This is a genomic window from Paraburkholderia sp. J8-2 (genome assembly GCF_905220195.1).
GTDB lineage: Bacteria > Pseudomonadota > Gammaproteobacteria > Burkholderiales > Burkholderiaceae > Paraburkholderia.
On the sequence record NZ_CAJMZA010000014.1, the window covers coordinates 129,434 to 148,868 of the forward strand.

Consider the following 19,435-nt stretch of genomic DNA (forward strand, 5'->3'; position numbering starts at 1 on the left):
GCCTGCGCAGCCGGTTTGCTGCCGCGCGGCGCATGAACCATACTGGCGTCATTGCCTCCGCAGAACCTTCAGGAGCACGCACCCCATGAAGCTGCGTCCAGCATTCGTCGCCGAACTGGCGGTCAACCTGCTGCTTCCCTGGGTCGCCTATCGTCTCGCCGAGCCGCACTGGGGCGAAGTCGGCGGCCTCATTGCCTCGGCCGCGCCGCCGCTTGCCTGGAGCATCGTCGAACTGGTGCGCTTTCGGCGCGTGGATGCACTCTCGGCCGTCATACTGCTCGGCATCGTGCTCTCGCTCCTTGCCGTGGCGTTCGGCGGCAGTCCGCGTGTTCTGTTGATGCGCGAGTGCCTCGCCTCAGGCGCAATCGGCGCCGCGTTCCTGATCTCGCTACTGGCGAAGCGCCCGCTCGTGTTCTATCTCACGCGAGCAACGGTCGCGCGCGAGACTCGCGAGGGCGTCGCGCGGCTCGAACAGCTCTGGAACGAGAACGCAAGCTTCGTCGCGGCCATGCGGCTGCTTACGTTCATCTGGGGCTTCGGGCTGTGTCTCGACTCCGCGCTGCGCACTTATCTGGCCGCCACCTGGCCAATCGAGCGCTTTCTCGTCGTCTCGCCGATCATCGGCTATGGCGTGTTCGGCGGCCTGATGGCCTGGACCTTCTGGTATCGCACGCGCATGCGGCGCATCCACGGCACGCACGGCCTGCTCGGCGACGCCGCCGCGACCACGAACACAACGTCGCTGAGCGTGGACTGAATGACACCCGGTCGGGCACGCATCGGCGGTCAGATCGTGCCCGAAATACGTTAGACTCAGCGCCACAGTCCGCGGCGTACCGTCCGCTCTCGAACTTCCCGGCAGTCGATGCGCTACTCCGTAGAAATCAGGAAATTCCTCTATAGCCAGTACTTTTACGGCGGCCTGCGCATCGCGATCGGCATCTCGCTTCCGGCCGTCCTGTGCCTGTTCGTCTTTCACAAGAGCGAGCTGGGCTTCACCATCTCGACCGGCGCGCTCGGCGCGTGCGTGGTCGACATGCCGGGGCCGCTGAAGTACAAGCGCAACGAAATGCTCGCGTGCAGCGTGATCGGGTTTCTCTCCGCTTACGCGACCGGCCTCGCCACCTTCAGTCCCATCGCGCTATGGGCCACGGTAGTCCCGCTCACCTTCGTGCTTTCGCTGATCGTGGTCTACGGCAACCGCTGGCCGCAGATCAGCTTCGCCACCCTCTTCATGATGGTGATGACGCTCGAAGAGCACTTCACGCCCCATCTCGCGCTCGTCAATGCGCTGTGGATCCTGCTGGGCGGCCTCTGGTACACGGCGTGGTCGACCTTGATCAGCCATCTGATGCTCGATCGCATCGAGCAGCAAGCGCTTGCCGAGAGCGTGTTCGCCTGCGCCGACTATCTGCTCGCGCGCGCCCAGTTCTTCGACCTCGACAACGATCTCGACGAGTGCTACCGCAACCTCGTCGCGAAGCAGATCGCCGCCGTCGAGCGCCAGGACGCGGCGCGCGACATCGTGCTGCGCAATCTGCCCAAACTCAGGGCCGGCAAGATCGATGCGCGGCGCGCCATGCACTTCAACCTGTTCATCAACACGGTCGATCTGCATGAGCTGTTCGTGGGCGCACACACCGACTACCCGCTCGTGCGCAACACCTTCGGCGGCTCGGACCTGCTCGTGTTCTACCGCGACCTGATCCGCAAGGCCGCCGCCGATCTCGAAGACATCGGCCTCGCGGTGCTGCAAAACGAAGCGCCGCGCGCGAGCGTGAACGTGAAGGCCGAGCTGCGCGCCATCGAATACGAGCTAGAGCTGCTGAAAAAGCGCGACCTGGCCGCGACCGACCCGGAGGCCTACGCGGCAATCTCGGCGTCGTTCCGGCGCATCTGGAGCGCCACACGCCTGATCGACCGCATGCGCCGCAGCCTCGCGAGCGAAGTGCCGACAACCGAGACCGAGGTACGCGTCGACGAGGCGCTCGCACGCTTCGTCACGAACCGTCGCGTGTCCTGGCTGCAGATTTTCTCGAATCTCACGATGGCCTCGCCGAGCTTTCGCCACGCGCTGCGCGTGACGATCGCCGTGGCGGTGGGGTTCTGGCTCGGGCGGCTATTGCCGCTCACCAACGCCTACTGGATCGTGATGACGAGCATCATCATTCTGAAGCCGGGCTATTCGCTCACGCGCCAGCGCAACGCGCAGCGTATCGTCGGCACGCTGATCGGCTGTCTCGCGAGCATTGCGTTGATCCTGCTCGTGAAGCAGCCGCTCGTGCTGCTCGTCTCGATGTTCGCGGCGATGGTGATGAGCTACAGCCTCCTGCTCTTCAACTACACGGCGAGCGTCGTGTTCACGTCGGCCTATGTGCTGCTGATGTTCCATCTGCTCGCGCCGGGCAGCATGCGCATCATCGGCGAGCGCGCGATCGACACGGTGGTGGGCTGCATGATCGCCATTGCCGCGAGCCATCTGTTCCCGTACTGGGAATACCGTCTGATGGGCAAGCTCGTGCACGACATGATCGCGGCGACACGCAGCTATCTCGAGGCAAGCTGGTGGTGGAGCGGACGCACCAGCGCGCCGCAGCCGGCGTTCGCGGGGGCCGCGGTGAGCGAGGCAGGCGCGCGCATGTCGGCCCATAAGCCGGCGTATGACGCGCCTGCGATGACGATTGCAGCGGACTCGGGCGGCGTGAGCGCAACGGCAAGCGCTTCTGCGAACGCAGCGAGCGTCGTTGACGAAGCGCTCGCCGCCGCGACCGTCAGCGATTCGCCTACGGCCGCCGCTGCCGGCTCGCCGGTGTCGGCGGTGGGCGCGAAAGCCACTGCGCAGTCCGCACAAACCACTTCGAGCGCAGCCGCGGCAGCGCCGTCGCTCGCGCGCGACTTCCGCTACCGGCTCGCGCGCAAGAACGTGCATGTGGCGTTTGCGAATCTCGGCCAGGCGTTCCAACGCATGATGCTCGAACCGAAGGCCGCGCAGAAGTTCGTGCCCGAGCTCAACGACCTGCTCGTGCGCAGCCACGTGCTCGCCTCGCAGATCACGGCCACCGCCCCGCTGCTGCGCAGCACGGCGCGCCCCGACCAGCCAGAGGTCAAACTCGATGCGCTCGAGCGCGCGCTTTCATGCGTGCGCGAAAACCTCGTCGCCGCCGAGGCGGGCACGCCCGCGCCCCTCGATCAAACCGACATCACGAAGCAGCTCACGCGCGAGCTCGATACGATGGTGGTGGAAGCCGAGCGCTCGCTCGGCGCCACGGCGGAACTCGCGCAGGAGCTCAAGCTGCTCGCGCATCAATGCAAGCAGATGATCGCGGCGTCCTGGCTCATTCGCCGGGACGCGAGCATTATCCGGCTACCGGAGGAATAACAAGCGCTCGGCCCGGCGCGTCACTGCGTCGAGCCGCTGGCTTGCGAAGCGGCCGTGCTGGCGGACGCATGGGCCGCGCTGGCGCCCATGGTCTCTTCGTACTCGCGCTTGCTTTTCAGCGCATTGAACAGCACGGTGCCGATCACGAACACAACTACCGCCACGATGAGCACGGCAACGCCAAAGGTGGGGTTATTCTTGCGCGGTTCGTTCATCGGTCGTGCCCAGCCTCGAATTGGAATTGGATGACGGCAACGGGCATTCTACGCCGGCATGCCTTGCAGACGGCTTGCGCCACGAGGCATTGCGCGCCGCTATTTACCGCTACGCCCCACTGCGCACAGGCAGCGCCGTCGAGTACTTGAGCTGCTCCATCGCGAAGCTCGAACTCACATCGAATAGCGGCACGGCGCGAATGAGCTGCTTGTACACGCGGTCGAAATCGTCGATATCGGACACCACGATGCGCAGCAGGTAGTCGGTCTCCCCGCTCATGCGATACGCCTCGACGATCTCGGGAATCTCCTGCACGGCGCGCGTGAAGGTCTGCGCCCATGCCTCGGTGTGCTGGTTGGTGCGCACGGCAACGAACACCGTCGTCCCCACGCCGAGCTTGCGCGGGTCGCACAGCGCGACCTGCGCGCGGATCACCCCCGTTTCCTTCAGGCGCTGAACGCGCTTCCAGCACGGCGTTTGCGAAAGATTGACGCGCTGCGCCAATTCGGCAACCGGCATGGTCGCGTCCTGCTGCAGCAGCTCAACCAGCTTTCTGTCGATGAGATCCATTTCCGCACTCCCCGATGTGTAGAAATTTATTCTACACGATGGGTAAACGAGGGAAAAATAGGAAAACTCTTTCTAGGCGCGAACGGCTATAAATCTTCCTATAGGAAACGGAGGAAAAACACGCCATGAACGCCCCTGCCGAATTCGCCCTGCTGAGCGCCTTTCACACCGCGGAGCAGCACGCCGCGGCCGTCGCGCGCTTCACCGCCGCGCTCGACGCGGCCTTCGACGCCTGCGCCACCCCTGCCGACCCGTCGCGCTGCGCTCGCTTCGCGCGCGGCATGCGCGCGGCGCTCACGCTTGCGCTCGGCGACCCGGCGCTCGTGACGAGCGCGCAGCGCGAAGGCAGCGCCGACAGGTACCAACGTCACGTCATCGCAACCGACAGCCGCGGCCGTTACACGGTGGCGGCGCTCGTCTGGCAGCCGGGCCAGGCAAGCCCGATCCACGCGCATCACACCTGGTGCGGCTACGCCGTGCTCGACGGCACGCTGACCGAAACGCTCTACAAGTGGGACGATGTGCGCCAGGGCGCCGAAGTGGTTCGCTCGCATCCGCGCGCAAGCGGCGCGGTCTCGTTCGGCGGACGCGGACGCACCAGCATCCACCGGCTGTCCAACGGCAGCGCTGCACAGGCCGTTTCGCTGCATGTCTACGGCGTCGCGGCCGAGCATATCGCCACGCAGGTCAACGACGTGCTGCCGCTCGCGTGTGAAACCGCGCTCGCGCGTTAAGGCGCGCGCCCCATATCCATCGAAGGCGCCATGGCGCGCTGCTGGATGCCCTCGTTGACCGGGGACTGCGCCGCATCCCGCCGGGCCGCTTCGAGAATGCGCTGGCGCGATTGTTCCGGGTTCAGCAGTACGAGACCGAGCGCGCCGCTCGAGAGCAGCAGCGCACCCACCACGATAAAACCGTGCTCGTAGCCGAGCGCCGGATTGCCATGATTGGCCTGCACGATGCCGCCCATCAGCGCCGGCGCGATCAGGCCGGCGAGCGTGCCGATCGAGCTGTTGATGCCGAGCAGCGCGCCGCGTTGCCTGACCGAGACGATATCGCTGATCATCAGCGGTCCGAACGAAAAGACGAGCTGGCTCAGCGCGCCGCCTATTGCGAGGCAGGCCACCTTGAGCGCGGGACTCAGGCCGCTCGATGTCGCGAGAAACAGCACACCGCCGAGCATGGCGAAGCCGCTCACCATCGCGCCGCGCGCCAGACGTGAACTGACACCCTTGCGGATGAGCCGCTGCGAGACCCACGCGAGCAGCAGCGTCACCGGAATGAACGAGCCGACAATGCTCGAAAAGAGCCACCCCGTCACGATGGGCGCGTAGCCCAGCCCCAGCCGCAGATAAACCGGAAACCAGGTGAACGCGAGCGAAATGACGGCGTACTCGACGAAGTAGATGAAGAGCACGCCCATGAACGTGCGGTTGAGCAACAGGTGGCGATAGGCGATCGTTTCGCCCGCGCCGTCGTGCGCCACGCCCGTTGCGTGGCTCGCCGCGCCCACTGGGCCGTCGCGGCCGATCACGAGCCACAGCGCCGTCCACACGAGGCCGACGATCCCCAGCGCGAAGAACGCCATGTGCCAGTCGTAGCGCACGATGAGGTACGAAAGGATCGGCCCCGCGAGCATGAGGCCCGCACTCGCGCCCTGCTGCACGATGGTGTTAGGCACATTGCGGTGCGCATTGTCGAACCACTTGTAGCAGGCGTGCTGCGCGAGCGGAAACGCCGGGCCCTCGCCAACCCCGAGCAGCACGCGCGAGGCAATCAGCATGGGCAGCGTCACGCTCGCGGTCACGAGCGGAAACTGGACCGCGCTCCACACCACCGCCAGCAGCGCGAGCAGCCATTTGCTCTGCACGCGGTTCGCGACGAACCCGAAGCCGATGCCCGAGAGCGAGAACAGCAGGAAAAAACTGCTGCCGACCAGCCCGAATTCGCGCGGGCTGAGATTCAGGTCGCGCATCATCGGTACGGCCGCCAGGCCAAACACCGCTTTGTCGGCGAAATTGATCACCATGAACAGGAACAGCATGGCGACGATCAGCCACGCGCGTATCGATCCGCCTGATGCCTTTGCATTCATTGTCGTCTCCGTGTCATCGTTTTATATGAGCACCATGGCTTCAATCGGCCATCGCCGCTTCTAGCGCCGCAAGCGCCGCGTTGGCATCCGCGATCAGCGTGGCCATTTGCGCGGCGACCGTTGTGGGCGCATCGATTGCAAAGACGCTTTGTCCCGTCGCCTCGTAGATCAGGTCCGCGCGGTCGTACTCGTGCATCGCGCTGAAGTCGCCGCCCGTGAGCGCCTGCTGCTGCGGCATGGGCAGCGGCGCGGGCGCGTCGCTCGCCTGCCACGCGTCGATCCAGGCGCTGCGCACGACGCGGCACGGCTTGCCGCTGTGCGCGCGCGTGACGAGCGTGTCGTCGCTCCTCGCTTCGATGAGACGTTGCAGCAGCGCGGGCGGCGTGTGGTTCTCTCTCGCGGCGAGCCACAGCGTGCCGAGCCACGCCCCTTGCGCGCCCATTGCGAGCGAGGCGGCCACCTGCGCGCCGGTGCCGATGCCGCCCGCCGCGAGCACGGGCCGCCCCGCCGCCACGGCGACGATTTGCGGCACGAGCGAGAAGGTGCCGATCGGGCCGGTGTGACCGCCCGCGTCCGCGCCCTGCGCGACGAGCGCATCCACACCGAGCGCGAGCGCCTTCTGCGCATGGCGCGGCGAGCCGACGAGCGAGATCGTGTACTTGCCCGCGGCTTTCGCGCGCGAGATCAGTTCGGGCCGAATGCCGATCGCCGTCGCCACGGCGCACGCCTTCGAAGCGAGCACGGCTTCGATCTGCGCGTTGAAAAGCGCCTCGCTGCGCACCTGCGTCGTGAAGAAGCTCGGCCGTGTGGGAGCGTCGAGCCCGAAGCGCTCGCGCAACGCCGCGACGAATTCGATGTGCGCAGGTGGCAGCGCAGCGCGCACGCTGCCAATATCGGCATGCTCAGGCACACCGGCGGGCAGCATCAGATCGATGCCGTACGGCTTGCCTGCGAGTCTTTTCTCGACCTGAGCGATGATCGGCGCAATGTCGTCCGGCATCTCGCGCGCGAGACCGAGTACGCCAAAGCCGCCGGCTTCGGCGAGCGCGACGATCACATCGGGCGAATGCGAGAAACCGAAGACCGGATAGCGCGCGCCGAGTGCGCGGCAAATGGCAGTGGGACCGAGTCGAACCATGAGGCGTCTCCCGTGGGGCTCGTTGCGCCGCGCTTATTCGGCGCTCTGATGCAGCTGGTGATGGCGTACGTCGTGCAACGGCGCGCGCAGCGTCTGCTTCGCAATGTTGATCTCGTGGATTTGCGACGTGCCCTCGTAGAGCCGGAACAGGCGCACATCGCGGTAGAGCCGCTCGACGGGGTTATCGGCGATATAACCCGCGCCACCATAAACCTGCACCGCGCGATCGGCCACGCGTCCGCACATTTCCGATGCAAACAGCTTGCACATGGAAGCCGCCATCGTCACGTCCTCGCCACGGTCCCGTGCGCGGGCCGTCTGAAGCACGAGTGCGCGCGCCGCGTGAATATCGGTGTTGCTTTGCGCGATGAGCTGCTGCACGAGCTGAAATTCGGCGATCGGCTTGCCGAACTGTTCGCGCGCCTTCGCATGCGCAAGCATCTCGTCGAGCAGGCGGATCGCCGGCCCCACGCACAGCCCCGCCAGATTGATGCGCTGCTTGTTGAGCGCCTTCATTGCGCTCTTGAAGCCGCGCCCGGGCTCGCCGCCAAGCACGGCCGACGCGCTCACGCGGCAGTTCTGCAAATGCACTTCGCCCACGGGAGAACCCCGCTGCCCCATCATGCGATAGCCCTCGGAGGTCGTCAGTCCCGGTGTACCGCGTTCGATCAGGAATGCAGATATTCCGCCTGCGCCGGGATCGTCCGCATTCGTGCGTGCGAACACGGTGAACAGATCGGCGATCGGCGCATTCGTGATGTAGCGCTTGCTGCCATCGAGTACGTAGTCGTTGCCGTCGCGGCGCGCCGTGGTGGTGAGCGCGGTGGCGTCGGAGCCCGCGTCGGGCTCGGTCAGCGCGAAACAGCCCGTGATTTCCCCGCTCGCGAGGCGCGGCAGGTAGCGCCGCTTCTGCTCTACGGTGCCGTCCGCGATGAGCGCCTCAGAACCAATGCCGGTATTGCCGCCGAAGCGCGCGCGGAAGGTGGGCGCGGCCTGGGAAACCACCATGTTCACGCACGCGAGTTCTTCCGTCGTGAGGCCCGCGCCGCCATACGCTTCAGGAATGCTATGGCCAAAAAGACCCAGTTCGCGCATGCGCGCGACGAGCGCTTCGGGCAGTACGTCGGTACGGTCGATCTGCGCCTCGAGCGGAATGCACTCTTCCTGCACGAAGCCATAAAGCTGCGTGAGCAGGCGGTTCAGGCGTGCGGCGTCGCGAATCATCGTGTCTCCATCCAGTTTGAGTTGAGTTCGTTTCCGGTGCGGTATCAGGGCGGGCCCGCCGCCGCGCTCGCATCCGTCACCCCGCATGCGCGCTCGATGCGCAGCGCCGCTTCGAGCAAGAGCGGCGCGACCGTGCGCTCGATCCAGTCGTCGGCGAGACGGCGGCTGACGATCGTGCAATTGAGCGCGATGCGTTCGTCGTCGGGCGGTTGGCGCACCGGCACAGCGATCGCGTGGATATCGCGAATCCAGTCGCCGCGGCTCAGCGTGTAGCCGCGCGACGCGAAGGCAGCCTGGTCGGCTTCCCACTGCGGCTGGTCGGCCGCATAGCGTTCGGGGTCGTCGAGGCGCAGGCGGTTCAGCACAGCCTGGCGCTCCTTCGCGCTTTCGGCGATCAGGAGCGCGCGCCCGATCGAGGTGGCCAGGAGCGGCCGCGTGCTGCCGATGTCGGGTTGCGCGCTGTTGTCGCGGCCCGGGCGGCAGCTATCGACATACACCACGCTGAGGCGGTCGCGCATGCCGAGGTTCACAGAGCAGCGCGTTTCGCGCGCGAGCTTTTCCATGTAAGGCCGCGCGATCTGCCGAATCTGCATGGCAGCGAGCATCGGATAGCCCAGTGTCAGCACGCCAGCGCCGAGCCGATAGCGCTGGTATTTTTCGCTGCGGTTCAAGTAGCCGAGCAGCGTCAGCGTGTAAGTGAGCCGCGAGATGGTGGCCTTGGGCAGCCCTGTGCGGTCGGCCAGTTCGCGGTTGCCGAGCATCGGCTCGGCCGGCGTGAACGCGCGCAGCACTTGCAGGCCGCGCGCGAGGTTGATCGCGAACTGGCGATCGGTCGATTCGGCGTCGGGCGGCGCGGGTAAAAGCGGCTCGCCGGCGTGTGACATTTGCGCGCCGCCCTCGCCACGCATGTGAGCGGCGTCGAGCCGGCTCGCGCGGCGCCGCGCGCTGCTGGAGGGCGCGGCGCGGCTTTCGGTAACGGATGGCGTAGGCGATTGCATCTGCGGAGTCTGGCGGCGAGACGGTTTGGAATGTGACGAACTCATGGTCGATAAACGCCTTCCGGGGGTCAAGAAATTCAGCATAGTGTTTCGCTCTGCGGTACGCCAGTTGAACGGAACCGGCGCTCTCGCCTAGTGTTGCGGGCAGACCATTCCCACTCGGCACGAGGAGACACGATGCTCGCGAACAGCACTCTCGCCACCGCCACTGGCGCACCGGAAGGCACGCCACAAGGCCAACAGGGCCCTCTCGCCGGCGTGCGCATTCTCGACCTCTCAACCGTCGTGGCCGGTCCGTTCGGCGCCACGCTGTGCGCCGATCTCGGCGCCGATGTCACGAAAATCGAACTGCCCGACGGCAGCGACGCGCTGCGCAAGCTACAGCCCGTCAAGGACGATATTTCGCTCTACTGGAAAGTGACGAACCGCGGCAAGCGCGGCATCACGCTCGATGTGCGCAAGGCCGAGGGGCGCGCGCTGCTGCTGCGGCTCGCGGCACAGGCGGACGTGCTCGTCGAGAACTTCCGCGCGGGCAAACTGGAGGAATGGGGCCTCGACTTCGAGACGCTGCACGCGGCCAATCCGCGCCTGGTCGTGCTGCGCCTGACCGGCTTCGGCCAGACCGGGCCGTACCGTCAACGCGGCGGCTTCGCGCGCATCTTCGAAGCGATGAGCGGCCTCACGCAACTGACCGGCGAAACGAACGGCGCGCCGCTGCACATGAATTTCCCGATGGGCGACACGGTCGCGGGCCTCTTCGCCGCCTTTTCGATTGCCGCGGAGATGGTGCGCATGCGCTCGGACCCGGCGGCGCGCGGCGTGGAAATCGATCTCTCGGCCACTGAGGCGCTCTTTCGCATGCTGGAGCCGCTCGCCGTGGAGCGTGAACAGCTTGGCCTCGTGCGCGGCCACCATGGCAACCGCGCGACCTATACCGCGCCCTCGAACATGTATCGCAGCGCCGACGGTGAGAGGTTCTCGCTCGTGGCGTCGTCGCAACCGATCTTCCGGCGACTGTGCGCGGCGCTAGAGCTTCACGACGTGCCCGACGATGCGCGCTTCGTCGACAACGTGAACCGCGTCGCGCATGCGGCGGAACTCGACGCGCGTCTCGAGAAGGCATTCGCGGCACTTCCCTTCGCACTGCTCACCGACCGCCTGACCGAAGCAGGCGTGCCGCACACGAAGATCTACACCATCGACGACATCGCCGCTGACCCGCATTTCATCGCGCGCGAGACGATCATCCGCCTGCCTGACGCGGATCTCGGTTCGGTGCCGGCGCCGTGCGTGGTGCCGCGCGTGAAGGGTCGGCCTGCCGGCGTGCCGCGCAGCGGCCCGGCGCTCGGCGAGCACAACGAGGCGGTCTATGGCGCATTGGGGCTGAGCGCCGAAGCGCTCGCGCAACTGCGGCGCGCCAAGGTGATTTGAGTTGGCCTGAGCGGCGCCGGCGTTCAGCCGCGGCCGCCGGCCGTGGGAATCTGCGGCGGCGCGCCCTCGGGGCCCGCGGTCGGCGGCGGCGCGGGCCGCGGCTCGTGCGAAGCGTCGCGCGCCACGCCGCCGGCCGCGCGCGCGCCAGGCGCATGCGGATGATCGTGCGCCGCGTCGTGCGGCTCAACACGCGGCTCCTCGACATCGCCGCTGCGCGAGGACATGTGCACCTGCATCTGCGGCACCGGCATCTCGATGCCCGCTTCGTCCATGTGGCGCTTCAGGCGCGCATTGAACGCACGCGCCACGCTCCACTGCTGCAGCGGCCGCGTCTTGATCTGGCCTTTCACGACCATCCAGTTCGGGTCGAAGCGGTCGAGGCCCCACACCTCTACCGGCCCGAGAATCTCGCGGCGATAGCGGAAGTCGGCCACGAGTTCGGCGCCTGTCTCGCGAATCATGCGCGTGACCGTATCGAGATCGACCGAGAACGGCACCCGCACTTCGAATACCGCAAACGCGAAATCGCGCGAGAGGTTCTTCACGATCTTGATCTGCGAGAACGGAATGGCGTGGATCGCGCCCTGCCCGTCGCGCAGCCGCACGGTGCGGATCGACAGATGCTCGACCGTGCCCGCATGGCCGTTGTCGATGTCGATCCAGTCGCCCACCGAGATCGTCTCCTCGATGATGATGAAAAGACCCGTGATGAGATCGGCCACGAGCGACTGCGCGCCGAAGCCGATGGCAAGCCCGATCACGCCCGCACCGGCGAGCAGCGGCGTCACGTTGATGCCGAGATTGGCCGCGGTCACGATGCCGGTGATGGTGAGAATCGTCACGAGCACGGCGTTGCGCACGAGCGGCAGCATGGTGCGCGCGCGCGTGCTGGGCGCGCGGCCCTTGGTGCGCGGGCCGGTCGGGTTGAGCGCTTCGAGAATCGCGGTATCGACCGTGATCCAGACGAGCCACGAGAGAAACACCGTCGACACGATCGCGAAAATGGCATGCGCGATGCCGCGCGCGGCCACGCTCGCCTCGATGATGGCGGCAAGCGAGATGTCCCAGAGGCGCGCGCACGACTCGAAATACGCGAACCAGATGAACACGACGAGCAGCGTGCCGGCGAAGCGCAGCAGGCGGCGCAGATACGGCGAGCGCCGCCGCACGCGCGCCGGGTTCGGGCGCGTAATGCGCAGCACGACGGCCGAGAGGAAGAAGGCGAGCACGAGCAGGAGCGCGGAGACCACGGAGATCTGCAGCACGTCGTCGCGGCTGCCGATGCCGCCGAACGTGGCGACGATCGAGGCGCCCGCGAGCAGCAGCATCGGCAGTTGCCAGAGCGAGGCGAGCACGTCCAGGACTTCGGTGAGCGCCTTGTGTCCGTGGCGCAGCGTATAGCTGCGGTTGCGGATCAGATGCGCGACCGGGCGCCGGAATGCGATAGCGAATACGACCGTCAGCGCCGCGGCCGCCATGTTCGCCGCGGTGCTCACGAGCGCGGCCAGGTTCACGCCCAACTGGCGCGCGACCTCGAAATTGGTCGCGGCGTCGCCGAGTGCGGCCAGCACGCCGATTGCGAAGAGCAGCCGCCGCGAGCGCGCGATCAGAACGCGCACGGCCGCGCGCCGGTGCCCCGAGCCAAACAGCGAAAACATGATCAGGCAGATCGACGAGAACACCGCGCCCGCGACGATCGCGTAGGCGATCACGAGGGCGAGCGTGCGCCCGAGCGCATCCGGCATCGAGCGCTCGACCACGAGCGCGCCGACGAACGCCACGATCCACGGCGCCGCGCGATGCACGACGAAAATCAGCAGATCGATGGTGCGCGGATCGGGCCGCAGGCCGGTATCCACATCGAAACGCCTAAGCAGGCGCCGCTCGATCCAGCGCAGCACGGCCGCGCATGCGCCCCATCCGGCGAGCATGGCGAACAGATCGAACACGACGCGGCCGAGGCTTTGCCCCGCTCCGCCCGAAGCGATGTCATACAGCTCGATGCCTGCTGCCCTGAAGCGCCCTGCCCAGTAGTGAAACGGACTGCGGCCGCGGCGCGCGTCCGCCTCCACCGAGGCCAGACCCGAGGCGATCGCACCCAGCAGCCCCGAGGTCGCCGCCGCGCCCGAAGCGGGCGCGGGCGCCACGTTTTCCGACGCGCTGCGCAGTTTCTTGAGCTGGTTGAGGAGCGCGGTGCGCTGGCGCTCGTTGTCGAGCGTGGCGATGACGCTGTCGAGCGAGCGCGTGAACTCGGCCTGGCTTGCCGGTGAAGGCGCCGAAGCCGCTTCGGCTGCCGACGCGCCCGAAGCAGCGGCCGGCGCGCCGGTGATGATGCTCTTGAGCACGGGCAGCACAGGTGCCGCAGCCGCCTGGGCGGCGGCCCGCATCGGCATGGCCAGGCACGCCGCGAGGCACACGAGGAGCATCAGCGCGCGAAGGCAACCGCGCACGGATGGGCGCGTCGACGCGGTGCGCGAAAGTAGTGCACGATCCGCCGCACCGAAGCGCACGCGCGACGGCCCGGCGCCCGCGCCATCGCGTCCGATGCAGGGATTCATGGCGGAGGGTCAAAAACAGGACGTTCCAGTTTAGCCGCACTCCGCCTGACCGCGCCTCGCGCGTGCGTAACAGTTTGTCAGCGAGTTTGCCGGCGCGAAGGTCGCGCCGCTTCGCGCCTCAGTAGGCCACCGTTGCGATCTGACGAATGAAGCGGTCCTGCTCCAGCTCGTCGACGAAGGCGATTGCGTAATCCTCAGCCGAGATCCGGCTTTCACCCTTCGCATCGGCGATCAGCGTGCTGGCGCCCGTGCGGAACGCGCCCGTGCGCTCGCCGGGGGCGATGATGGCGGCCGGCGCGAAGAACGTCCAGTCGATGTCGCTCACCGTGCGGTAGTAGTCGAACGCCTCGCGGTGGGCGAGCGCGATCGCCTTGTAGGCGTCCGGGAAGCCTTCGGTATCGACAAGCTGCTTGCCCGGCGCCACTTCCAGCGAGCCGGCGCCGCCCACCACCACGAGACGCTTGAGCCCCGCCGCGCGCACGCCGTCGACGAGAGCCCGGCTCGCGAGCAGCAGATCGCCGAGCTGCTCTTTGGGCGGCGCGTAGGCGCTTGCGACCACGTCATGGCCGCGCACGGCCGCGGCAACGCTCGCCGCGTCGAGCAGATCGGCCTTCGCAGCGTGAACGTTCGGCGCGGCTGCCACACGCTCGGGCTGGCGCACCAGCGCGCTCACCTGGTGGCCGCGGCGCGCCGCTTCGGCGGCGATGCGCGAACCGACCATGCCCGTTGCGCCAAAGAGGGCGATTTTCAGCGTCTTGCTCATGAACTGACTCCTGTTTTCCGTATTTATGTAACTAACAAAGTTACATTTAAGGGGTGAAAAAACGGGGCAATGCCCCGCTGGTGAATCTGGCAGCGCGCCACGCGCTAAAGCCCGCTCATGCCCGCCGTGCTCGCGCGCGTTCGAGCTTGCGCTCGTTGCGCGTCATATCGTCGACGACGTCCGCCAGCGTGCGGGTGGCGAGCGACGCCTCCATGGCCCGCTGTGCGTCGTCGATCACGCCGCGCAGCGTCTGCTGGATATGGCGCCCGACAAGGCAAGCCGGGTTCGGCTCCTCGCGGTGCATGGCGAACAACTGCGCGTCGTCGACCGCATGGTAGACGTCGAGCAGCGTGATCGCCTGCGGCTCGCGTGCGAGCAGCGCGCCACCGCCCGCGCCCAGTTGCGACGCCGTGAGGCCCGCGCTGGCAAGCATCGACAGCAGCCTGCGAATGAGCGCGGGATTCGTGTTCACGCTGCCCGCGATGATTTCCGACGACAACGGCACGCCCTCTTGCTGCGCAAGCAGCGCGAGCACATGCACGGCGAAGGCGAAACGGCTACTCGTATTCACGGCGAACCTGCCACTGCTGAGCGGCGCGCGAACGCATCAAAGCCCGGTAGCGGACCACGCGCACCAAAAAGTGTAACCATCATAATTACATTAATCCGTAGCGTCAACCGGACAGCCGCAGCGTGCACGGCTGCGGCCTTACTTCGCGGCATCCGATGCCTGCCCCGGCGCCGATGCGGCCTCGGCGGCGTTGCTCGCCCAGCGTTGCAACGAGTGCCCCGCATTCGTCAAGCCGGTGCCGGTGGTCGCGGCGGCCTGCCCGAGCAAGGCTTGCGCCGTGCTAGCCGCGCCGCGCAACTGGCCCTGTGCCGCGGAAGCCAGCTCGGCCGTGGATGCGCTCGCCTGCTGACCTTGCGACGCCGCCGAATCGAGCTTCTGCTGCGCCGCACCGAGTTGCTGGTTCACGTAGCTCGCGGCCTTGCCGAGCGCTTGCGCCGCCTGCTGCGCAGCCTGGTTCGCGGCGTCCTGCGCGGCCTGCTTCGCGGCGTCGGCGGACTGCTTGCTCAGATCGGGCGTGGAAGCGTCCTGCTTGTTACAGCCTGCAGCGAGCGCCGCGCACACGAGTAGGGAGGCAAGCGTCAGCCTTTGCGTCGAAACCTTCGAAAACATGGTCATCCTGAAAAATTCGCCGCATGAAGCGGCTTGCATAGATGAAAACGCGGCAATGATACGCCGTCGCGCCACACCGATTCTGACGAAATCAACGAAAAACCTGCGCGCTCGAAAACAGGCCGCGACACCGCGCTCGCGTCGGCGCTCAACACCGTCGAGCGCGCCTCGCGCGCGAGTGCCTCGAGCCGCGCCAGCAACGCCGTCGCGAGCCCGCGGCGCGACCACGCCGGCGCGACGTAGAGCATCTCGATATGATCGAGCGGAAAGAGCTGCCCGAACGCAACAGCCGCTCCGTCACACTGCGCCACCAGCGTTACGCCGCGCGCGAGGCGCGCGTCGAAGTCTGCAAGGTCGTCCGCCGTCGCGGCCCACGCCACGCGCTGCGCCGCGTCGTAGCGCGTGGCCGCAAGCGTGGTCACGGACGCGCGAAACAACGCGGCGAGCGCGGGCGCGTCGCGGCCCGGCGCGTAGCGCCGCCAGTCGATGGATGGCTGAAGGTGCCGCGCTTCGCCATGCTTTGCGAAATCGTCAAACATGATGGAGTAGACTGCCCTCGCGCACGATCTGTTCCACCGTCCACCTCTGGAGACAAACGATGGCCGTCAAGAAGATCCTGTTCCTCACCGGCGATTTTGCCGAAGACTATGAAACGATGGTGCCATTTCAGGCGCTGCAAGCCGTCGGGCACCGCGTCGACGCCGTGTGCCCCGGCAAGAAGGCCGGCGAGCGCATCAAGACCGCGATCCACGATTTCGAGGGTGACCAGACCTATACCGAAAAGCCGGGGCACCAGTTCGCGCTCAACGCGACCTTCGACGAAATCGACGCCGCCAGCTACGACGCCCTCGCCATCGCTGGGGGGCGTGCGCCCGAATACCTGCGCCTCGACCCGAAGGTGATCGAGATGGTGCGTCACTTCGCCCACTCGAACAAGCCGATCGCGGCGATCTGCCATGCGGCCCAGCTGCTCGCCGCGGCCGAGGTGATCCGCGGCAAGCGCATTTCCGCTTACCCGGCCTGCGCGCCCGAGGTGCGGCTCGCGGGCGGCGAGTATGCCGAGATCGCCATCGACAGCGCGGTGACGGACGCCCCCTTTGTCACCGCGCCGGCTTGGCCCGCCCATCCCGAATGGCTGCGCCAGTTCCTCGCGCTCCTCGGTACGCGCATCGAGCCTTGATCGAGCTTTGACCGAGCGCTGAACCGCCCGCGCGTCGCGCCCGCCTTTCACGAGGCGCGGCGCGCGCCGCCCGCCAATTCAGACTGGTCTGATTTCACCGCACCGTGCCGCTGGCCAGAATAACCGCCAGTTATTCTGGAGTACGGAGTGCGTGTCGTGAATCTGACGGACTGGCTAGTGATACTCGCGATCGCCCTGGCGGCGATCCTCTTTTTTTGCAGGCATGGCGGCCGCAAAGGCAGCTTGACCGACCGGGCGCGCCACGTGCACGGCACGCGTCTGCTCCTGCAAGGGGCGTTTGCGCTGTGGGCCGCGCTGCTCATGCTCGACCGCAGCTTCGTCTTGCCGCTCAGCGCGCCGTTCGGCATCGTCACGAATCCTCACACGATGCTGGCCACGGCGCTGGCGCTCGCGGGCGTGGGCGTCCTCTGGTCATTTCGCGCGAGCCGCCTGCTCAAGCCACGCCGCATCTTCGGCACGTGCTGAGCGCATAGCAAGCGCCTACGGTGCCTAAGCGCCTGCCGGTGGTCGCTACGCCGCTCCCGGCGCCGTGCGCAATTCATTTCGAATGCCGCCTTTCGCGTTAGCGCCACCCGCGTTATCGCTCGCGCCATAGCCTCCAACGCCACCCAGCGCCCCTTCCGAACGCTCGGCGCGTTCGAGTGCGCTGATGATCTGTTCGGCGTCGCCGGGCAGTGGCGGCGCCACGGCAAGCGCGTCGGGCAGCGTCAGATAAAACGTCGTACCCTCGCCTTCCGTCGACTCCACCCACACGCGCCCGCCATGCCGCTCCACCACGCGGCGCACGAGCGCGAGCCCAATGCCCTCGCCCGGCGCAACATTGCCGTGCATGCGCTGGAACGCCTGAAAGAGCCGCGGCAAGCCCACCTCGGGAATACCGAGCCCGTTGTCGCGCACATAGAAAATCTGCAGTGACTCGACGCCCGGCGGCGCATGCGCGGTGCCGATCTCGACGCGCCCGTCGCGCGCCGGATCGAGATAGTTGAGCGCATTGCCGATCAGGTTTGCGAACACCTGCTCCAGCGCCGTAGGGTCACCCCAGACATCGGGCAGTGTCTGCACGCTCACCTGCGCGCCGCGCGCGCGGATCGAGGCGTGCATCGCATCGACCACGCGCTGCACCAGCTCCTGCACGCTCACGCGCTGCCGGCGGTATTCCACGCGTCCCACGCGGGCGAGCCGCAGCAGCGCGTCGATGATGTGCGACGCGCGCAGCACGGCCGTTTGCAGATAGCGCAACGCCTCGCCGATGTCCTCGTCGATGGTCCGCTCGATGCGCGCGCGTGCCTGCGGTGCGAGCGACGACTTCGCGATGCGCTTGCGCAGGTCGTCGCACGCATGATTGAGCTCGCGCGAGAAGCCCTGCAGGTTCACGAGCGGCGCGCGCAGATCGTGCGACACGCCGTGGATGAACATCTCGTTTTCCTGAGTTTGCTGGCGCAGGTTTTCGTTGATGCGCGCAAGCTGGTCCGCGCGCCGCGCAAGGTCGGCCTGAAAGCCGAGGCGCAGCCGCTCGGCTTCGATCAGGCGCTGGCTGATCTGGTGCAGCGTGAGGTCGAGCTCGGCGATTTCGTCGCTGCCCGCCGTGAGCGGCGCAAGCGGCTCGTTCGCGGCCAGCCGGTTCGCGTTGTCGGAAAGCGCATCGAGCCGCCCGCGCACCCCGCGCGTAAAAACCCACACCGCAATTGCGACCAGCACGATCGAGCCGAGCACGGCCGTCAACACGAGCGTCTGCTGCTGGGCGCGTGCCGCTTCGGCGGCGGAAACGCGAAACACGTCGAGGCGGCGCTCCTCGGTCTGGAACGAGACGATCTGCGTGCGCACGCGGTCGAGCACGTCGGCGGCCATGAGCGCGCGAAAGCGCTCCGCGAGGTCGGCACGGCGGCCCGAGCGCAGGAGGTCCTGTACGCGGTCCGACCATTGGCGATAGTTCTGCACGGCGTGGCGAATCTGCACGGCGCGCTCGACCTGTGCGGGATTGTCGGAGGCGAGATCGACGAGCCGGTCGATGCGGCGATCCACCTCCATCCACATCGAAACGGGTGTCGCGTAATTCGTGTCGTTGGCCGCCACGGCGCCGCGCAGCATCACCGACTCGACCAGCACCGGTTCGAGCACACGCGAAGCCTGCGCCAGCACGGCCTGGCTGTGCTGCCCCCAGCGCTCTGCCGCGGCGGCGTCGGCCTCGGCCTTCACGATGGCCGACAGCAAGCTCAGCTCGAATACGGCGGGAATCGCGATCAGCAGAAGCCCTTTGGTCGTAAGGCGCATTGCGTGGCGGGTACCGGGCGACCGGACGTGCGAGGGGTGGCAATCCGGCCATTATGTCGGCGTTTGCGCCCTATGTGCGTGCCAAGTGAGTCCCAAGAGCGTCGAAGTTTGCCCGGCCACGAAATCGTCAGATTATTTCGATTTGCCGACAATTCATTGATATGGAAAGGAAAATCGAATCAATCGCCCTATTCTGGCGCGCGCTTTCCCCACCTTTGCGCGCAGGCCCTGAGATTGTGCGAAACAAGCTGTATGCACCCTGGATTCCAGCACCCAGTTCAATGCCCCCGGCGTGCATATTTTTCCCGCATCGGTGCACGGTCGCACCGGCTTGACGCCCGTTGCGACCGCGAATTCACCAGTTTGGCGCTGAAGCTGGCCCGCATCTTGCTGTGTATGCGCCCATTTTGG

18 protein-coding genes are annotated in these 19,435 nt (G+C 66.9%); 6 read left to right on the forward strand and 12 right to left on the reverse strand.

What is annotated here, in order from left to right:
• The first annotated feature begins 85 nt into the window (after positions 1-85).
• Positions 86-757: a VC0807 family protein gene (locus U5A52_RS26465; RefSeq protein WP_321936762.1), complete on the forward strand. Its 672-nt coding sequence runs from the start codon at positions 86-88 to the stop codon at positions 755-757.
• A 108-nt stretch (positions 758-865) separates the two neighbouring features.
• Positions 866-3,379 carry an FUSC family protein gene (locus tag U5A52_RS26470; RefSeq protein WP_321936763.1) on the forward strand — a complete coding sequence of 838 codons (2,514 nt, stop codon included), beginning with the start codon at positions 866-868 and terminating at the stop codon, positions 3,377-3,379.
• A gap of 20 nt (positions 3,380-3,399) precedes the next feature.
• Here the strand turns inward: U5A52_RS26470 and U5A52_RS26475 are convergent, their stop codons facing one another.
• Both U5A52_RS26475 and U5A52_RS26480 read right to left on the reverse strand, forming a co-directional pair.
• Positions 3,400-3,594, reverse strand: a complete 195-nt coding sequence (locus U5A52_RS26475; protein ID WP_321914212.1) for a hypothetical protein — start codon at positions 3,592-3,594, stop codon at positions 3,400-3,402.
• Positions 3,595-3,703: 109 nt separating this feature from the next.
• Positions 3,704-4,165 carry an Lrp/AsnC family transcriptional regulator gene (locus U5A52_RS26480; RefSeq protein ID WP_133184185.1) on the reverse strand — a complete coding sequence of 154 codons (462 nt, stop codon included), beginning with the start codon at positions 4,163-4,165 and terminating at the stop codon, positions 3,704-3,706.
• A gap of 125 nt (positions 4,166-4,290) precedes the next feature.
• Between U5A52_RS26480 and U5A52_RS26485 the strand changes: the two genes are divergently transcribed.
• On the forward strand, positions 4,291-4,899 hold the full coding sequence (locus tag U5A52_RS26485) for a cysteine dioxygenase family protein (RefSeq protein WP_321914211.1): 609 nt from the start codon (positions 4,291-4,293) through the stop codon (positions 4,897-4,899).
• Here the strand turns inward: U5A52_RS26485 and U5A52_RS26490 are convergent.
• The 4 genes from U5A52_RS26490 to U5A52_RS26505 are packed head-to-tail and all read right to left on the reverse strand — an operon-like array spanning position 4,896 to position 9,506.
• A complete protein-coding gene (locus tag U5A52_RS26490; RefSeq protein ID WP_321936764.1) occupies positions 4,896-6,260 on the reverse strand; it encodes an MFS transporter in 1,365 nt (454 codons plus the stop codon). The genes U5A52_RS26485 and U5A52_RS26490 overlap by 4 nt on opposite strands.
• A gap of 40 nt (positions 6,261-6,300) precedes the next feature.
• On the reverse strand, positions 6,301-7,398 hold the full coding sequence (locus tag U5A52_RS26495) for a nitronate monooxygenase (protein ID WP_321936765.1): 1,098 nt from the start codon (positions 7,396-7,398) through the stop codon (positions 6,301-6,303).
• A gap of 33 nt (positions 7,399-7,431) precedes the next feature.
• The gene (locus tag U5A52_RS26500) at positions 7,432-8,622 is read right to left on the reverse strand and encodes an acyl-CoA dehydrogenase family protein (RefSeq protein ID WP_321936766.1); all 1,191 of its coding nucleotides are present in this window, start codon (positions 8,620-8,622) and stop codon (positions 7,432-7,434) included.
• 44 nt (positions 8,623-8,666) lie between these two features.
• Complete coding sequence (locus U5A52_RS26505) at positions 8,667-9,506, reverse strand: IclR family transcriptional regulator (protein ID WP_321914319.1); 840 nt, start codon at positions 9,504-9,506, stop codon at positions 8,667-8,669.
• 291 nt (positions 9,507-9,797) lie between these two features.
• Between U5A52_RS26505 and U5A52_RS26510 the strand changes: the two genes are divergently transcribed.
• A complete protein-coding gene (locus U5A52_RS26510; RefSeq protein WP_321914207.1) occupies positions 9,798-11,051 on the forward strand; it encodes a CoA transferase in 1,254 nt (417 codons plus the stop codon).
• Positions 11,052-11,074: 23 nt separating this feature from the next.
• Here the strand turns inward: U5A52_RS26510 and U5A52_RS26515 are convergent, their stop codons facing one another.
• The 5 genes from U5A52_RS26515 to U5A52_RS26535 all read right to left on the reverse strand — a co-directional run bounded on the left by U5A52_RS26515 (position 11,075) and on the right by U5A52_RS26535 (position 16,091).
• The gene (locus U5A52_RS26515) at positions 11,075-13,609 is read right to left on the reverse strand and encodes a mechanosensitive ion channel domain-containing protein (protein WP_415765838.1); all 2,535 of its coding nucleotides are present in this window, start codon (positions 13,607-13,609) and stop codon (positions 11,075-11,077) included.
• Between the two features lie 118 nt (positions 13,610-13,727).
• A complete protein-coding gene (locus tag U5A52_RS26520; protein WP_321936767.1) occupies positions 13,728-14,372 on the reverse strand; it encodes an NAD(P)-dependent oxidoreductase in 645 nt (214 codons plus the stop codon).
• A gap of 115 nt (positions 14,373-14,487) precedes the next feature.
• A complete protein-coding gene (locus tag U5A52_RS26525) occupies positions 14,488-14,943 on the reverse strand; it encodes an Rrf2 family transcriptional regulator (protein ID WP_321914205.1) in 456 nt (151 codons plus the stop codon).
• A 138-nt stretch (positions 14,944-15,081) separates the two neighbouring features.
• Positions 15,082-15,552, reverse strand: coding sequence for a hypothetical protein (locus U5A52_RS26530; RefSeq protein ID WP_321936768.1), 471 nt, complete (start codon positions 15,550-15,552; stop codon positions 15,082-15,084).
• A gap of 2 nt (positions 15,553-15,554) precedes the next feature.
• Positions 15,555-16,091 carry a GNAT family N-acetyltransferase gene (locus U5A52_RS26535; protein ID WP_321914203.1) on the reverse strand — a complete coding sequence of 179 codons (537 nt, stop codon included), beginning with the start codon at positions 16,089-16,091 and terminating at the stop codon, positions 15,555-15,557.
• 59 nt (positions 16,092-16,150) lie between these two features.
• On the opposite strand from U5A52_RS26535, the gene U5A52_RS26540 reads away from it, so the two are divergent.
• Both U5A52_RS26540 and U5A52_RS26545 read left to right on the forward strand, forming a co-directional pair.
• Complete coding sequence (locus tag U5A52_RS26540) at positions 16,151-16,732, forward strand: DJ-1/PfpI family protein (RefSeq protein ID WP_321914202.1); 582 nt, start codon at positions 16,151-16,153, stop codon at positions 16,730-16,732.
• 156 nt (positions 16,733-16,888) lie between these two features.
• The gene (locus U5A52_RS26545) at positions 16,889-17,218 is read left to right on the forward strand and encodes a hypothetical protein (protein ID WP_321936769.1); all 330 of its coding nucleotides are present in this window, start codon (positions 16,889-16,891) and stop codon (positions 17,216-17,218) included.
• 45 nt (positions 17,219-17,263) lie between these two features.
• On the opposite strand, the gene U5A52_RS26550 is transcribed toward U5A52_RS26545, so the two are convergent.
• The gene (locus tag U5A52_RS26550; RefSeq protein WP_321936770.1) at positions 17,264-19,024 is read right to left on the reverse strand and encodes a sensor histidine kinase; all 1,761 of its coding nucleotides are present in this window, start codon (positions 19,022-19,024) and stop codon (positions 17,264-17,266) included.
• Positions 19,025-19,435 lie beyond the last annotated feature (411 nt).

Excerpts from the sequence above, each read along its gene's own strand:
- U5A52_RS26465 (WP_321936762.1), top strand. The coding sequence starts at position 86 with ATGAAGCTGCGTCCAGCATTCGTCGCCGAACTGGCGGTCAACCTGCTG.
- U5A52_RS26470 (WP_321936763.1), top strand. The coding sequence starts at position 866 with ATGCGCTACTCCGTAGAAATCAGGAAATTCCTCTATAGCCAGTACTTT.
- U5A52_RS26475 (WP_321914212.1), bottom strand. The coding sequence starts at position 3,594 with ATGAACGAACCGCGCAAGAATAACCCCACCTTTGGCGTTGCCGTGCTC.
- U5A52_RS26480 (WP_133184185.1), bottom strand. The coding sequence starts at position 4,165 with ATGGATCTCATCGACAGAAAGCTGGTTGAGCTGCTGCAGCAGGACGCG.
- U5A52_RS26485 (WP_321914211.1), top strand. The coding sequence starts at position 4,291 with ATGAACGCCCCTGCCGAATTCGCCCTGCTGAGCGCCTTTCACACCGCG.
- U5A52_RS26490 (WP_321936764.1), bottom strand. The coding sequence starts at position 6,260 with ATGAATGCAAAGGCATCAGGCGGATCGATACGCGCGTGGCTGATCGTC.
- U5A52_RS26495 (WP_321936765.1), bottom strand. The coding sequence starts at position 7,398 with ATGGTTCGACTCGGTCCCACTGCCATTTGCCGCGCACTCGGCGCGCGC.
- U5A52_RS26500 (WP_321936766.1), bottom strand. The coding sequence starts at position 8,622 with ATGATTCGCGACGCCGCACGCCTGAACCGCCTGCTCACGCAGCTTTAT.
- U5A52_RS26505 (WP_321914319.1), bottom strand. The coding sequence starts at position 9,506 with ATGTCACACGCCGGCGAGCCGCTTTTACCCGCGCCGCCCGACGCCGAA.
- U5A52_RS26510 (WP_321914207.1), top strand. The coding sequence starts at position 9,798 with ATGCTCGCGAACAGCACTCTCGCCACCGCCACTGGCGCACCGGAAGGC.
- U5A52_RS26515 (WP_415765838.1), bottom strand. The coding sequence starts at position 13,609 with ATGAATCCCTGCATCGGACGCGATGGCGCGGGCGCCGGGCCGTCGCGC.
- U5A52_RS26520 (WP_321936767.1), bottom strand. The coding sequence starts at position 14,372 with ATGAGCAAGACGCTGAAAATCGCCCTCTTTGGCGCAACGGGCATGGTC.
- U5A52_RS26530 (WP_321936768.1), bottom strand. The coding sequence starts at position 15,552 with ATGTTTTCGAAGGTTTCGACGCAAAGGCTGACGCTTGCCTCCCTACTC.
- U5A52_RS26535 (WP_321914203.1), bottom strand. The coding sequence starts at position 16,091 with ATGTTTGACGATTTCGCAAAGCATGGCGAAGCGCGGCACCTTCAGCCA.
- U5A52_RS26540 (WP_321914202.1), top strand. The coding sequence starts at position 16,151 with ATGGCCGTCAAGAAGATCCTGTTCCTCACCGGCGATTTTGCCGAAGAC.
- U5A52_RS26550 (WP_321936770.1), bottom strand. The coding sequence starts at position 19,024 with ATGCGCCTTACGACCAAAGGGCTTCTGCTGATCGCGATTCCCGCCGTA.